The organism is Pseudodesulfovibrio karagichevae, from assembly GCF_041414475.1.
Taxonomy (GTDB): Bacteria; Desulfobacterota; Desulfovibrionia; order Desulfovibrionales; family Desulfovibrionaceae; genus Pseudodesulfovibrio; species Pseudodesulfovibrio karagichevae.
The window spans coordinates 1-13,609 of record NZ_JBGLYH010000085.1 but is presented as its reverse complement, the minus strand read 5'-3'; the positions used below and the strand labels follow the sequence as shown (position 1 = coordinate 13,609).

At 62.4% G+C, this 13,609-nt stretch carries 15 protein-coding genes; 9 read left to right on the top strand and 6 right to left on the bottom strand.

What is annotated here, in order from left to right:
- Positions 1 to 118: 118 nt before the first annotated feature.
- The 5 genes from AB6M95_RS18090 to queA are packed head-to-tail and all read right to left on the bottom strand — an operon-like array spanning position 119 to position 3,863.
- On the bottom strand, positions 119 to 661 hold the full coding sequence (locus AB6M95_RS18090) for a 2-oxoacid:ferredoxin oxidoreductase subunit gamma family protein (RefSeq protein WP_371388149.1): 543 nt from the start codon (positions 659 to 661) through the stop codon (positions 119 to 121).
- On the bottom strand, positions 661 to 1,431 hold the full coding sequence (locus AB6M95_RS18085; protein ID WP_371388148.1) for a thiamine pyrophosphate-dependent enzyme: 771 nt from the start codon (positions 1,429 to 1,431) through the stop codon (positions 661 to 663). The genes AB6M95_RS18090 and AB6M95_RS18085 overlap by 1 nt, the downstream gene beginning before the upstream one ends.
- Positions 1,432 to 2,502 (bottom strand): 3-methyl-2-oxobutanoate dehydrogenase subunit VorB, encoded by a 1,071-nt coding sequence (locus tag AB6M95_RS18080; RefSeq protein WP_371388147.1) that lies wholly within the window; start codon positions 2,500 to 2,502, stop codon positions 1,432 to 1,434.
- Between the two features lies 1 nt (position 2,503).
- Positions 2,504 to 2,737, bottom strand: coding sequence for a 4Fe-4S binding protein (locus AB6M95_RS18075; protein ID WP_071545384.1), 234 nt, complete (start codon positions 2,735 to 2,737; stop codon positions 2,504 to 2,506).
- Positions 2,738 to 2,780: 43 nt separating this feature from the next.
- Entirely contained in the window at positions 2,781 to 3,863 is a 1,083-nt protein-coding gene (gene queA / locus AB6M95_RS18070) for a tRNA preQ1(34) S-adenosylmethionine ribosyltransferase-isomerase QueA (RefSeq protein ID WP_371388146.1), read from the bottom strand.
- A 173-nt stretch (positions 3,864 to 4,036) separates the two neighbouring features.
- On the opposite strand from queA, the gene AB6M95_RS18065 reads away from it, so the two are divergent.
- The 6 genes from AB6M95_RS18065 (at position 4,037) to AB6M95_RS18040 (ending at position 9,522) form a co-directional block, all read left to right on the top strand.
- A complete protein-coding gene (locus AB6M95_RS18065; RefSeq protein WP_371388145.1) occupies positions 4,037 to 4,702 on the top strand; it encodes a hypothetical protein in 666 nt (221 codons plus the stop codon).
- A gap of 45 nt (positions 4,703 to 4,747) precedes the next feature.
- Entirely contained in the window at positions 4,748 to 5,209 is a 462-nt protein-coding gene (locus tag AB6M95_RS18060; RefSeq protein WP_371388144.1) for a hypothetical protein, read from the top strand.
- Between the two features lies 1 nt (position 5,210).
- On the top strand, positions 5,211 to 6,437 hold the full coding sequence (coaBC, locus tag AB6M95_RS18055; RefSeq protein ID WP_371388143.1) for a bifunctional phosphopantothenoylcysteine decarboxylase/phosphopantothenate--cysteine ligase CoaBC: 1,227 nt from the start codon (positions 5,211 to 5,213) through the stop codon (positions 6,435 to 6,437).
- Positions 6,413 to 7,144, top strand: a complete 732-nt coding sequence (locus AB6M95_RS18050; RefSeq protein ID WP_371388142.1) for a hypothetical protein — start codon at positions 6,413 to 6,415, stop codon at positions 7,142 to 7,144. Before coaBC ends, AB6M95_RS18050 begins: the two co-directional genes overlap by 25 nt.
- Before the next feature lie 358 nt (positions 7,145 to 7,502).
- On the top strand, positions 7,503 to 8,510 hold the full coding sequence (locus AB6M95_RS18045; RefSeq protein WP_371388141.1) for an NAD-dependent epimerase: 1,008 nt from the start codon (positions 7,503 to 7,505) through the stop codon (positions 8,508 to 8,510).
- 238 nt (positions 8,511 to 8,748) lie between these two features.
- On the top strand, positions 8,749 to 9,522 hold the full coding sequence (locus AB6M95_RS18040; RefSeq protein ID WP_371388150.1) for a ParA family protein: 774 nt from the start codon (positions 8,749 to 8,751) through the stop codon (positions 9,520 to 9,522).
- Between the two features lie 65 nt (positions 9,523 to 9,587).
- Here the strand turns inward: AB6M95_RS18040 and AB6M95_RS18035 are convergent, their stop codons facing one another.
- Positions 9,588 to 10,013, bottom strand: a complete 426-nt coding sequence (locus tag AB6M95_RS18035) for a hypothetical protein (protein WP_371388140.1) — start codon at positions 10,011 to 10,013, stop codon at positions 9,588 to 9,590.
- 89 nt (positions 10,014 to 10,102) lie between these two features.
- Here AB6M95_RS18035 and AB6M95_RS18030 point away from each other — a divergent pair, with 89 nt between their 5' ends.
- The 3 genes from AB6M95_RS18030 (at position 10,103) to AB6M95_RS18020 (ending at position 13,533) form a co-directional block, all read left to right on the top strand.
- Positions 10,103 to 11,020 (top strand): ParB/RepB/Spo0J family partition protein, encoded by a 918-nt coding sequence (locus AB6M95_RS18030; RefSeq protein WP_371388139.1) that lies wholly within the window; start codon positions 10,103 to 10,105, stop codon positions 11,018 to 11,020.
- 165 nt (positions 11,021 to 11,185) lie between these two features.
- Complete coding sequence (rfaE1, locus tag AB6M95_RS18025) at positions 11,186 to 12,199, top strand: D-glycero-beta-D-manno-heptose-7-phosphate kinase (protein ID WP_371388138.1); 1,014 nt, start codon at positions 11,186 to 11,188, stop codon at positions 12,197 to 12,199.
- Between the two features lie 38 nt (positions 12,200 to 12,237).
- Positions 12,238 to 13,533, top strand: coding sequence for an ATP-dependent 6-phosphofructokinase (locus AB6M95_RS18020; RefSeq protein WP_371388137.1), 1,296 nt, complete (start codon positions 12,238 to 12,240; stop codon positions 13,531 to 13,533).
- Positions 13,534 to 13,609 lie beyond the last annotated feature (76 nt).

Sequence of the window (13,609 nt, the reverse complement as noted above, 5' to 3'; positions counted from 1 at the left end):
GGGAGGAAAGAACCCTTTTCAAAGGGTTTTCCCTCCCCTTCCCCCAGCCGCCGGAGGCATTAAGAAAAGGTCCTGCCAGCGTCAGCTGGCAGGACCTTTTTATTGATGTTCCGGTAAGCTAGGCGACGTGTTTGGCGCCGGCTTCGATGGCCTTGGTGTTGGCCGGGATGAGCTTGTGGTAGCGCGGGGAGATGACGTTTTCGAGCGAGCCGATGACGGCATCCAGCGGGATGATGCCCGAGGCCTGGACGAAGGCGCCGATGGCGACCATGTTGGCCATGCGGGTATTGCCCAGCTCGTCGGCGATCTCGTTGCAGGGCACGCCGTAGCATTTGAGGCGCTTGGCGTCGGCCAGATCCATGTCGATGAGCGAGGAGTTGATGATGTGGATGCCGTTGTCCTCGACCCGGGGCTGGAACTTGTCGAGCGACGGGCGGTTCATGGAGATGATGGACTTGGGGCGGTGGATGATGGGCGAGCCGATGTCCTCGTCGGAGAGCACGACCGTGCAGTTGGCGGTGCCGCCGCGCATCTCCGGCCCGTAGACCGGGATGTAGGTGACGTTGAGGCCGTCCTTCATGCCCGCGTAGGCCAGCAGGTTGCCGATGAGCATGACGCCCTGGCCGCCGAAGCCCGCGATGATGGAATCCATGTAGCGCATCAGCAGACACCTCCTTCTTCGGACACATCCTTGTAGATGCCGAGCGGGAAGTACGGGATCATCTCGTCCTTGATGCGTTCGTTGGCTGCAAGCGGGGTCATCTTCCAGTTGGTCGGGCAGCCGGAGAGCAGCTCGACGAAGCCGAAGCCGGTCCCGTTGAGCTGGAACTCGAAGGCCTTTTTCAGGTACTTCTTGGCTTTTTTGATATTGGCCACGGTGTTCAGGGAACCGCGCGCGGCAAAGGCGGTGCCGCCCAGGGAGGCGATGATCTCGGTCATGCGGATGGGCGCGCCCTCGTGGGTCTGGCAGCGCCCCGCCGGGGTGGTCGTGGTCACCTGGCCGATCATGGTGGTCGGGGCCATCTGGCCGCCGGTCATGCCGTAGACCGTGTTGTTGACGAAGACCACGCACATCTTCTCGCCGCGGTTGGCGGCGTGCATGATCTCGGCCATGCCGATGGAGGCCAGGTCGCCGTCGCCCTGGTAGGTGAAGACGAACTTTTCGGGCCTGGAGCGCTTGACGCCGGTGGCCACCGCCGGGGCGCGGCCGTGCGGGGCTTCCACCGCGTCCACGTTGAGGTAGTTGTAGAGGAAGACCGAGCAGCCGATGGAGGTGACCATCAGGGTCTGTTCCGCCAGGTTCATCTCGTCGAGCAGCTCGCCGATGAGCCGGTGGGCGATGCCGTGGTGGCAGCCGGGGCAGTAATGGGTGGGCCGGTCTATGACGCTTTCGGGGCGGTCAAAGACCAGTTTCTCGTTCATTTCGGACATTTATTTACCCTCCAGGCATTTGAGGATCGGCTCCTCGAGCTCATCCGGGGTGGGCAGATTGCCGGGATAGATGGGGTAGAAGTCGGAGTCGGCGACCGTGCGGATGGCCAGGCGGACGTCGTCGACCATCTGTCCCAGGTTGTGTTCGATGGTCAGGAACCGCTTGCCCTGCTCGGCCAGGGCCTTGAGCTCGTCGGACGGGAACGGATAGAGGGTGATGGGCCGGAACAGGCCGACTTTCTTGCCGTCCTTGCGGAACTTGCGCACCGCGGATTTGGCGATTCGGCCGATGGACCCGTAGGCGCAGACGATCAGGTCCGCGTCTTCGGTTTCGAACTGCTCGGCCTCGGTCAGCTCCTTCCAGGAGTCGTACTTGGCCTGGAGGTGCTTGTTCTGCTCGGCCAGGGCCCCTTCCTCGAGGAACAGGGACTTGATCAGGCGCTTTTCGCGGCCGCCGGTGCGACCGGTGATGGCCCAGTCGCGGCCCGCTTCCTCGTCGACGTTCTCGGGTTCCCAGGGGGTGATGGGTTCCTTCATCTGGCCGAGGATGGCGTCGCCCAGGATGAGCACCGGGGTGCGGTGTGTGAAGGCGATGTCAAAGGCCTTGATGGTCAGATCATAGGCCTCCTGGACCGTGCCGGGTCCGAGGGTGTAGTGGCGGTAGTCGCCGTGCCCGCCGCCCCGGGTAGACTGGTAGTAGTCGCCCTGTGCCGGGCCGATGTCGCCCAGGCCCGGGCCGCCCCGGTTCATGTTCACGACCACCGCCGGGACCTCGCTGCCCGCCATGTAGGAGATGGCCTCCTGCTTGAGCGCGATGCCGGGCGAGGAGCTGGAGGTCATGGCGCGGACTCCGGCGGCGCCGGCACCGAGCAGCATGTTGGCCGCCGCGATCTCGGACTCGGCCTGGACGAAGTCGCCCCCGGCCTTGATGATCTCGGAGGACATGAATTCGGGTATGTCGTTCTGCGGGGTGATCGGGTAGCCGAAGAAGCACTTGCACTTGGCGGCCAGTGCGCCGCGTGCGATGGCTTCGTTCCCCTTGACGAAGATGCGTTCGGTTTTCTTGGTCATGCTACTTCCCCTCTTTCTTCTTTGGGGTCCTGTACACTTTGATCGCCACGTCCGGGCAGATCTGGGCGCAGGATGCGCAGCCGGTACATTTGTCCTTGTCGGCCTCGGGCACCTCGGCGACCTTGTAGCCGCTGACGTTGAACCGGTCAGACTGGACGATGATGTCGACGGGACAGACGGTGGTACAGAGCAGGCAGCCCTTGCACCGGTCTTCCCGGACCTCGATTCGAGACATGTATTGCTCCAGTTCTGTTAGTAATAATGAAAAGTTGCCGCGTTTACAGGATGAGCATCGCGTCCCCGTAGGAGAAGAATCGAAAATTGTTTTCCAGGGCGAACGCGTATGCTTCCAGAATCGTTTTTCTGCCAGCAAGAGCCGAGATCATAATGATGAGCGACGATTCTGGCAAATGGAAGTTCGTCAGAATACCGTCGATAACCTGGAAAGTATACCCCGGGGATATGAAGATGTCGGTTTCTCCACGGAATTGACGTATGGAGCCGGCCTCGCGGACCATGCCTTCCAGGGTGCGGGCGCTGGTGGTGCCCACGGCGATGACCGGCCGCCCTTCGGCCTTGGCCCGGCGGATCGCCTCGGCCGTCTCCTCGCTCACCTCGATGTATTCGGCGTGCATGCGGTGGTCGCGGATGTCCGGGCAGCGCACCGGGCTGAAGGTCCCGTAACCCACGTACAGGGTCACCTCGGCCCACTCGATGCCCTTGGCCCGGATGCGTTCGCGCAGTTCCGGGGTGAAGTGCAGGCCCGCGGTGGGCGCGGCCACGGACCCGGTCTTGGCCGTGTTTGAGTAGGTGGTCTGGTAGCGCTCGCGGTCCGCCTCGCCGTCCGGGCGCTTGATGTACGGCGGCAGGGGCAGGTGCCCGTGGGTGTTGAACAGATTGGTCAGGTCGCCCTTCCAGCGCAGGGTGACCTGCCAGCGGCCAAACTCACCCGGCTCTTCGGCGGTCAGGGAAAAGTCGTCGGCAAAGGACACGTCCGTGCCCTGTTTGGGGCCCTTGGAGGCGCGCAGGAGGCCTTCGGCGCGGGCGGTGAACCAGCCGCCCTCCTCGCTCGGTTCGATCAGCGGCAGGGGCGTGAGCAGGAGGAACTCCACCTGGCCGCCGGTGGGCTTGCGCCCGAATATGCGCGCCGGGATGACGCGCGAGTTGTTGGCCACCAGCAGGCAGTTGTCCGGCAGGTAGTCGAAAAGGTCCGTGAACCGGGCCGGGGTCAGGGTGTCGGCGGCGCGGTCCAGGACCAGGAGCCTGGAGCCGTCCCTGCGCGCGGCCGGTTCCTGGGCGATGCGGTCCTCGGGCAGGTCGTAGTCGTAGCTCGACAGGCGGTAATCTTCGGGTATTGCCATAAAATATATGTCCACTCTCGTTGTTGGACCCGGTTGTACAACACCTGGAATTTCAACGGAATCTTTTTCTTTTACAATGATATCGGGCAGCTAGCCCAAGGTTGTGTCATTTGCCGCCAGGGGCTTGATATTGGCCGGATTCATGGTATTTCATATGCATGAATTGGCTTTCCGTGGCTGAGATAGCCAAACGCACCCGCATCCCCGCACCGACAGCGCGTCGGTATGCCGCCCTGTTCAAGGACTTCCTGGGGGGCCGGAAGGTCGGCCGCGTGACCAAATACCCGGAGGAATCCGGGGTCATTTTCGAGCGTATCTCCCGGCTGTACGGCGACGGTCTGGTCACCAACGAGATCGACGACAGGCTGCGCAGCGAGTTCCCCCGGACCATCGAGGTGGAGCACACCCCGGCCACCGCACAGGGCGGTATGAACGACGGGTTCGCCGACCTGGCGTGCACCTTCAACGACGTCCTGTCCCGGGTGACCTCCTGCATGGAGGTCATCGCGGACCAGAAGTCCATCATCGAACGGCAGCAGGACGACATCCACAAGCTCAAGACCGCCTTCGTGCTCCTGGCCCGCAGTCAGAAGCGCATCAAGCAGCTTCCCGCCGGACAGGCCGTTCTGCCCGAGGAGATCCTGGAGCAGACCAAGGCGCTGGAAGAGAAGGACGCCGAGATCGAGGAGATGGCCCTGAAGCTGACCTTCGACACCTCGGACATCAAGGCCAAGCTCCAGATCCTGGAGAGCGAGCTCGTCCGGCTGCGCAAGGACCGGCGGGACATGGAAAGATATCTGCAGGACAAGATCGACCGGCTCAAGGAAGCCGCATCCTGAGACCGACAGTAAACGATTTCACCACATATACGTAGGGAGGAAACCATGCGTTCTTTCATCAAATTTCTTTTGCCGCTCATGCTCGTCGGCGCGCTCGCCGCCTGCACCACCACGTCCACGTCTTCCTCCTCGGGGTCGGACCAGCCGGCTGCCCAGAACTATCAGGAGCCGGATTATTATCTGGACTTCGACGACATCATGATCCCCAAGGAGATCGAGTACCAGAACGAGGGGTCCTACAAGCTGGACAACACCAAGTTCCGGGCCTCGATCATGAAGTTCAAGGGCCGCGTGGAGATCCCCGAACTGGTCCAGTACTTCATCAACAACATGACCAAGGACAACTGGACGCTGGTGTCCAACAACAAGGCCAGCTCGGTCCAGTTCCTGACCTTCGAGAAGTACAACAAGAGCTGCGTCATCGAAATCGACGACACCTTCGCCTCGGCCACCACGACCATCTTCGCCGTGGAGGTCAAGGACGCCGGCGACCTGAAGAAAAAGTAGTATGCAGCCCCACTACGGTTTCAGCGGTTTCATGGGCAAGCGCGTCCATCTGGGCGTGACCGGCTCCATTGCCGCGTTCAAGGCGGTCGACCTGCTGCGCCTGCTCCAACAGGCCGACTGCATGGTCTCGGCCACCCTGACCGATGCGGCGACCCAGTTCCTCACCCCGCTCTCCTTCGAGGCCCTGGGGGCGTCCCCGGTCTACACCGGCATGTTCAGCGAGGCCCCGGACGCGGACACCGCCTTCGGGCATCTAGAACCCGGCCAGACGGCGGACGTGATGCTCATCGCTCCGGCCACGGCGAATATCATCGCCAAGCTCGCCTTCGGCCTGGCCGACGACATGCTCTCCTGCCAGGCTTTGGCCTTCCCCGGCCCCAAGATCGTGGCCCCGGCCATGAACCCGCGCATGTGGGCGGCCCCGGCCACCCAGCGCAACTGGGCCATGCTCGAAGAGCTCGGCTATACCCGTGTGTTCCCGGAGGCCGGTTCCGTGGCCTGCGGCGACATCGGCACCGGACGGCTCGCCCCGGTGGACGAGATTTTCCTGGCCACCCTCAAGGCCCTGGCTCCGCAGGACCTGGCGGGCAAAAAGATCCTGGTCACCCTGGGGCCCACCCGCGAGCCCTGGGACGCGGTCCGTTTCTGGTCCAACCCGTCCAGTGGGACCATGGGCGCGTGCATGGCCATGGCCGCGTACCTGCGCGGAGCCGACGTGACCGTGGTGGCCGGGCCCACCTCCCTGAATTTCCCCTGCGATGTGGCCGTGGTCTCGGTGACCACCGCCCGGCAGATGTATGAGGCCTGTACCGACCTGTGGCCCGCCATGGACGTGGCCTGCCTCTCGGCCGCCGTGGCCGACTACCGTCCCGTGCCCTTCGGCGAGACGAAGTTCAAGAAGACGGCTTCGGCGGGCGCGGGCATCACCGTGGAGTTCGAGACCAACCCGGACATCCTGAGGAGCCTGGGCGAGTGCAAGCGCGACGGCCAGAAGCTCATCGGCTTTGCGGCCGAGACGGACAATCTCCGCGAGGAGGCGGCCCGCAAGCTTGCGACCAAGAACCTCGATCTCATCGCGGCCAACAACATCGCCAAGGCGGGCAGCGGCTTCGGCGTGCCCACCAACGAGATGTTCGTGCTGGACGCCAAGGGCCGCAAGGAACAGTGGCCGCAACTGCCCAAGACCGAAGTGGCGTGGAGACTATGGGATCACCTTCTGCTCGACTGAACGTGCGCGCGAGCCTGCGCCCCTGGGTCGAGTCCGGGCTCGAGTTCGTCTACGCCCCCGGCGGCCTGACCGCCGTGGCGCAGCCTGAACCCGTCCAGGAGCGGCCTTCCAACCAGGCGGCTGCGTATGACGCCCGGCCCGACCGCCCTGCTCCGCAGCAGCCTCGGCAGCCGCAGGCGCAGCCAGGCCGACCCCAGGCCCAACCTGCGGCCACGCAACGGCAGGCCGCTGAGCCCTCCCCGGCCCGCGCGCCCGGACAGGCCCCGAATTTCCTGGCCCCGTGGTCGTCCTTCCTGCGTTTCACCAAACCGGACGCGCGGGTGGTCATGACCTACATGGAGCTCGGCCTTGACCTGGGTGGGCAGTCCGACCCCAGGCGGCGGGCGGTGCTCAAGAATCTCCAGGCGCACTTGAAGTGGCCTCCGGGCACGATCAACTTCTGGCCCGTGTCCGCGCTGGTGAACGGCGCGCTGCAACCGGACACTTCCATGTTCTGGCGCGGGTGGGAGCTGTGGCATACGCCGCACGTGGTCTGCTTTGGGGACGAGGCCCTGAAGGTCATCCTGCCCGACGCGGACCTGCAGCCCGTGACGCACCTTCTGGAGAACGTCATCGTCCACAAGCTGCCGCCCATCACCCGGCTCATCGACATGCTGCCCCATGAGCAGCAGATGGCCGTGGACTCCATCGTCAACATCCGGCTGTAGGATGGCGGAAGGGGTCGGAGCGCCGGATTTCGCGCATATTTCGCTTTTGACGCGAAAAGGCTCTTTCGGCAGGCCGCAAATCGCTTTTCCCGCGAAAATCGCGCACCCGGCGATTTTCGCAGAAAGACCGCAAGCCCCCGGCTGACAAGGCTTCCTGCGCTGTGTGTCGAGGAAGCCGTGCCCATAGGCACTATTTCGACAAGGGCACTCATTGAGCAGTTCGAAAAGCGAATATTGCAAACTTGCTCTCGGGGCATGGAGTGGTGTAAGAGACCGGTGATCCACGCATAGCGTTGACTCCCGGTACGAAATACCGCAAGACAACCACCTGACCAACAACAGGATAAGGACCATTCATATGAAGATACTTGTGACCGGAGCCGCGGGCTTCATCGGCTTTCATCTTTCCAGGCGCTTGATCGGTGAAGGCCATGAGGTCGTCGGGCTGGACAACCTGAACGACTACTATGACGTGAACCTGAAGAAGGCCCGCCTCAAGATTCTCGAGGAAAGCCCCCTCTTTAAGCACGTCAACATCAACCTCGAGGATGCCGAGCCCATGGCCGGGCTCTTCAAGGCCGAGCAGTTCACGCACGTGGTCAACCTGGCCGCTCAGGCGGGTGTCCGCTACTCCATCGAGAACCCCAGGTCCTACGTCGACTCCAACGTTGTCGGCTTCCTGAACATCCTGGAAGGCTGCCGCCACAACGGCGTGGAGCACCTGGCCTACGCCTCCAGCTCCTCGGTGTATGGTATGAACACCAAGATGCCGCTCAACCCGCACGAAGCGGTCGATCATCCCATGAGCCTGTACGCGGCCACCAAGAAGGCCAACGAGATGATGGCCCACTCCTATTCGAACCTGTACAACCTGCCCACAACCGGGCTGCGTTTCTTTACGGTCTATGGACCGTGGGGTCGTCCGGACATGGCGCTGTTCCTGTTCACCAAGAACATCATCGAGGAAAAGCCCATCAACGTCTTCAACTACGGCAAGATGCGCCGCGATTTCACCTACATCGACGACATCGTCGAGGGCGTGGTCCGGGTCATGAAGCGCACACCCGCTCCCAACCCAGATTGGGACGGGGATCATCCCGACCCGTGCACCAGCTCGGTGCCCTACCAGATCTACAACATCGGCAACAACACAGTTGTGGAGCTCTCCCGGTACATCGAGGTCATCGAGGAAGTAGTCGGCAAAAAGGCCATCTACAACTACATGCCCATGCAGGCGGGCGACGTTCCGGCCACTGAGGCGGACGTCTCCGACCTCCAGAAGGACGTCGGGTTCAAGCCCAATACCACTATCGAGGAAGGCATCCGCAAGTTCATCGAGTGGTACAACGAGTATTACGGGAAATAGCAAATGATCATCACGATCATCACGACCATCAGGGCGGCGTCAGCCGCCCTTTTTTGTGTCTTTTTTGCTCATTTCCGGCCTCGACCCTTGCCTTTGTTTTTCATTCAGCCTACGACATTTGAAACGGCAAGAGGACATTGTTTCACGTGAAACACTCCTGGTTTTCGGGGAAATGTTTCACGTGAAACAGGCGACGGAGTCTCGAACGCATCAAATGCAGCTCGAAAGCGAGGGTCATGTGGCGAGAAGAATCGTGATTGCGAATCAAAAAGGCGGTGTAGGCAAGACCACCACCGCCATCAACCTGGCGGCATCCCTGGCTGTGATGGAAAAGCGGGTGCTCCTGGTGGATTGCGACCCCCAGGGTAACGCCTCCAGCGGGCTTGGCTTCTACCCAGGCGACAAGCGTGAGAACATCTACAGCGTGCTTTTCGAGCCGAAGAACGTCGGCAAGGCCATCTACCAGACCGGGGTGCCCTTCCTCGACATTCTGCCGGGAACGCAGGATCTGGTCGGCGCGGAGATCGAGCTGGTGGACAAGTTCGGCCGGGAATTCTACCTGCGGGAGCTCATCGACCAGGTGGACGACCAGTATGATTTCATTCTCATTGACTGCCCCCCCTCTCTCGGGCTGCTGACCGTCAATGCCCTGTGCGCGGCAAATGAGCTGCTCGTGCCGTTGCAATGCGAGTATTACGCATTGGAAGGCATTGCGCAGTTGCTCATGACCTACGAGCTGGTACGCAAACGGCTCAATCAGGATCTCAATATTCTGGGGGTGGTCCTGACCATGTACGACTCCAGGAATCGGCTGTCGTGGCAGGTGAAGAACGAGGTGCGCAAGGCGTTCCCCCAGCACCTTTTCGAGACCATCGTCCCGAGAAACGTACGGCTTTCCGAGGCGCCGAGCTTTGGTAAACCGGTGATCAACTACGATATCAAGTCGCGGGGTGCGGAGGCGTATCTCGCCCTGGCTCAGGAAGTGGAGAGAAGCTCCACAGCCGGGGCTTAGGAAGGTTCTTTAACAGCCGCGCCGCACCGTGATGAACGGGCGGCGCGAACGTGAGCAAACGGCGATCAGTACCGCCCTTCTTTGGAGGTAAGCTTCTCTTCCATGTAGGGGGTGCATTCGGTAACGATCTCGTCCTTGAAGTGCTTCTTGACCACCTTTGCCTGGCACTTCGTGCACTTGAAGGCGACCAGTCCGGCAAGATTGGCGCTGGTCAACCGGAACAGACGAGGATCGTCCTCGGCCCAGTTCTCGGTTTTGCTGCCGCAGTTTTCGCAGGCCACGTCCATGTCGACCGGGTACGGAAAATCCCAGTACTGGGTCAGCATTTCCCATTCGGCCGTGGGCTCCGGCTTTTCCTGGACGACCGGGGTTTCTTCGACGCCGAGCGCGGTCATTACCTGGTCGCGCACCGCAGTCCAGGCCTCGGCGGTCAGCAGTGCGCCGATGAGGTTGCCGTCCTTATCGAAAAGCTCGTTGATCTGATCGGACATATTCGCTCCATTGGGTTATCTTCGGGGCGTTATAGGCACTCAAGCCTTTTTGAGCAAGGATTGAATTACAAGCGAGACAGGAGTGATATATGACATCGACTAACAGGGGTTTGGGCCGAGGGTTGGATGCGTTGCTGGGCGGCGTGCGCGAGGACGAGAAGGTCACTTCCGACGCCGCCGAGGTGCGCCTGATCCCGGTGGGGGCCATCACCCCCAACCCGCACCAGCCCCGGCGTGAGTTCTCCGAGGACGCGCTCAACGATCTGGCCGCGTCCATCGAAACGCGCGGCGTGCTCCAGCCCGTGCTGGTCCGCCCTCTGGGCGGCGGAAACTACGAACTGGTGGCCGGAGAACGACGGCTGCGGGCCTCCAAGAAGGCCGGGCTGACCGAGATCCCCTCTCTCATCCGGGAGATGACCGACCAGGAGAGCCTGGCCATCGCGCTCATCGAGAACCTGCAGCGCGAGGACCTGAATGCCGTGGAAGAGGCGCTCGGCTACCAGCGCCTCCAACAGGAGTTCGGGCTGAGCCAGGAGGAACTGGCCCGCCAGGTGGGCAAGAGCCGCTCGGCCGTGGCCAACTCCTTGCGCTTGCTCAATTTGCCGGAGTCCGTGCAGGCCGCCATCCAGCAGAACGTGCTGTCCGCCGGGCACGGCCGGGCGATTATGGCCGTGGTCGACTCCGAACCGCAGGCCGAGCTCCACCGCCGTATCGCGGAGAACGGATTGACCGTGCGCCAGGCGGAAGCCCAGGCCTCCTTCTATAAGCAGAACGGCAGGCTCCCCGGCGCGGATGAAATCGGGTCCACGCCCTCCTCCCGGCAGGCCAAGGCAGAGCCCAAGCCCCTCGACCCCCGGCTAGAGTCGCTCCAGGGTGAGCTTTCCGATATGTTGGGACTTACGGTTAGAATCTCCGGATCGCCGGAAAAAGGCAAGTTGACGGTGAGTTATACCGCTGAAGATGATTTGCGGTCCGTTGCGGAAAAGTTCGGGGTCCAGTTCGCCTAGGGGCGCGGCTCGGCATCGGGTCGCCGCAAGCGGCCGATCATGAGCGCCAAATGATCCAAAGTGATCACGCCATCGGCTCGCGAGCGGACAAGGCCGCCCTCCCAGGGCGATGGTGATCTGATAAAAACTTGAACCAACAGCAGAATAACATTGGTTGTTTACAATATGTCACATGAAATGATTCTGGAAGCCGTCAAAGCCCTCAAGGGGCACAAGGTCATGATCATAGGCGACCTCATGCTGGATCATTACCTGATCGGCGGCGTGGAGCGCATCTCCCCCGAAGCGCCCGTGCCGGTGGTCCAGGTGAAGGACGAATCCTACCTTCTGGGCGGCGCGGGCAATGTGGCCCGCAATATCGCGGACCTGGGCGGCAAGCCGCTGCTCATCGGGGCCGTGGGTACGGACCGCAACGGCGAGGTTCTCGAGGATCTCTGCGGCCAGGCGGGCCTGAGCACCCGGCTCATCCAGGACAAGGAGCGCCCCACCACGGTCAAGACCCGGATCATCGCCCACAACCAGCAGGTGGTCCGCGTGGACCAGGAACGCGTCGGCCCGCTCTCCTCCGCCGAGATGGACACCCTGTTCGTCATCCTCGAAGAGAATCTGCCTGATTATCCGGTGATCATCCTGTCCGACTACGGCAAGGGATTCATTTCCAGGGAGTTCATGGACCGCTTCATGCCCATGGTCCAGGGCCGCTCCACCCCGCCGCTGGTACTGGTCGACCCCAAGACCGTGAACTACGATCTCTATCAGAACGTGGACCTGCTGACCCCCAACACCAAGGAGGCCAGCGAGGGCGCGAACCTGCCGGTGTCCGGCCGCGAATCCATCATCGAGGCGGGCCGGGCTATCTTCAGGCGGCTTCACTGCCGGAACCTGCTCATCACCCTCGGGCCCGACGGCATGGCCCTGTTCGAGGGCGAAGGATACATCCGGCACATCCCGACCTTCGCGCGCAAGGTCTTCGACGTCACGGGCGCGGGCGATACGGTCATCGCCACCACCGCTTTGGGGCTGGCCGCAGGCATGGACCTGCTGACCGCCTGCACCCTGGCCAACTACGCAGCGGGCGTGGTCGTGGCCCAGGTGGGCGCGGCCACGGCGAGCCCCGCCGATCTCGAGGAAACCGTCAACGAACTGCCGGAACCCCAGGTGACCTACTGGCAGGAATGACCGATTGTCAGCTGGGTCGCAATACGGAGTGAATTACAATGAAACATCTCGATTTCATTACTAAAATTCCGAATCTCGGGACGCCCAAGATCAAATCGCCCCTCAAGGGGGCGCGGTTCGTGGACGATTCGAGCCCGGCCACGCTGATGCTTACCTCCGGCGAGTTGACCGAACTGGACACCGATGTCCTGCAAAAGGACTTTGAAAAGGCCGGTCCGCGCGAGCGCGTCTATTTCGACACATCCAAGGCCCGGTGCGCCATCGTTACCTGCGGCGGTATCTGCCCGGGCATCAACGACGTCATCCGGGCCATCGTGCACGAGGCCCACTACCACTACGGTGTCCGGCACGTGCTCGGCATCACCAACGGGCTGCGCGGCTTCATCCCCAAGTACGGCTACGACGTCAAGGAACTCACCCCGGACACGGTCTCGCACATCCACCAGTTCGGCGGGACCATCCTCGGCTCTTCGCGCGGCCTTCAGGACCCCGAAGAGATTGTCGATTCCCTGGAGCGCCTGAACATCAACGTGCTCTTCGTCATCGGCGGCGACGGGGCCATGCGCGCGGCCAAGTCCATCGTCAACGCGGTGTCGGCGCGCAAGCGCAACATCGCCATCATCGGCATCCCCAAGACCATCGACAACGACATCAACTTCATCACCCGCTCCTTCGGCTTCGATACCGCCGTGGAAAAGGCCGCAGAGGTCATCCAGTGCGCCCACGTGGAGGCCACCGGCATCGACATGGGCGTCGGCCTGGTCAAGCTCATGGGCCGGGAGGCGGGTTTCATCGCGGCCCAGGCCACCCTGGCCATGCAGGAGGTCAATTTCCTCCTGGTCCCGGAACAGCCCTTCACCCTGGCCGGGCCGGGCGGTCTGCTCGAAGCAGTGGAATCACGGCTCAAGGCCCGCAAACACGCCATCATCGTCTGCGCCGAGGGCGCGGGCCAGGATTTGCTCGGCGGCGAGATCGAACGGGACCCCTCCGGCAACCCGAAGCTCGGCGATATCTGCGGATTGCTGGTGGACCAGCTTGAGGAATACGCACTGGCCCGGGGCTTCGAGATCAATGTAAAATTCATCGATCCCAGCTACTTGATTCGATCCGTCCCGGCCAATGCGGGCGACCGGGTTTACTGCGGGTTTCTCGGCCAGAACGCCGTGCACGCAGCCATGGCCGGCAAGACCGGCATGGTCGTGTCCCGACTCAAGTCCAGCATGGTTCACCTCCCCCTGGATCTCGTGGCCACCGAACGCCGCCGCATCAACATCAACTCCGACTGGTGGTCCTCCGTCATGGAAGCCACCGGCCAGCACGAATATCTGAAGTAGTTGGTGCGGAGCCTCCGGCGGCCGGGGGAAGGGGAGAGGGAAACCCTTTGGGAAAAGGGTTTCCCTCTCCCCTTCC

Excerpts from the sequence above, each read along its gene's own strand:
- queA (WP_371388146.1), bottom strand. The coding sequence starts at position 3,863 with ATGGCAATACCCGAAGATTACCGCCTGTCGAGCTACGACTACGACCTG.
- coaBC (WP_371388143.1), top strand. The coding sequence starts at position 5,211 with ATGCAGCCCCACTACGGTTTCAGCGGTTTCATGGGCAAGCGCGTCCAT.
- AB6M95_RS18085 (WP_371388148.1), bottom strand. The coding sequence starts at position 1,431 with ATGTCCGAAATGAACGAGAAACTGGTCTTTGACCGCCCCGAAAGCGTC.
- AB6M95_RS18090 (WP_371388149.1), bottom strand. The coding sequence starts at position 661 with ATGCGCTACATGGATTCCATCATCGCGGGCTTCGGCGGCCAGGGCGTC.
- rfaE1 (WP_371388138.1), top strand. The coding sequence starts at position 11,186 with ATGTCACATGAAATGATTCTGGAAGCCGTCAAAGCCCTCAAGGGGCAC.
- AB6M95_RS18020 (WP_371388137.1), top strand. The coding sequence starts at position 12,238 with ATGAAACATCTCGATTTCATTACTAAAATTCCGAATCTCGGGACGCCC.
- AB6M95_RS18075 (WP_071545384.1), bottom strand. The coding sequence starts at position 2,737 with ATGTCTCGAATCGAGGTCCGGGAAGACCGGTGCAAGGGCTGCCTGCTC.
- AB6M95_RS18045 (WP_371388141.1), top strand. The coding sequence starts at position 7,503 with ATGAAGATACTTGTGACCGGAGCCGCGGGCTTCATCGGCTTTCATCTT.
- AB6M95_RS18080 (WP_371388147.1), bottom strand. The coding sequence starts at position 2,502 with ATGACCAAGAAAACCGAACGCATCTTCGTCAAGGGGAACGAAGCCATC.
- AB6M95_RS18060 (WP_371388144.1), top strand. The coding sequence starts at position 4,748 with ATGCGTTCTTTCATCAAATTTCTTTTGCCGCTCATGCTCGTCGGCGCG.
- AB6M95_RS18050 (WP_371388142.1), top strand. The coding sequence starts at position 6,413 with ATGGGATCACCTTCTGCTCGACTGAACGTGCGCGCGAGCCTGCGCCCC.
- AB6M95_RS18030 (WP_371388139.1), top strand. The coding sequence starts at position 10,103 with ATGACATCGACTAACAGGGGTTTGGGCCGAGGGTTGGATGCGTTGCTG.
- AB6M95_RS18035 (WP_371388140.1), bottom strand. The coding sequence starts at position 10,013 with ATGTCCGATCAGATCAACGAGCTTTTCGATAAGGACGGCAACCTCATC.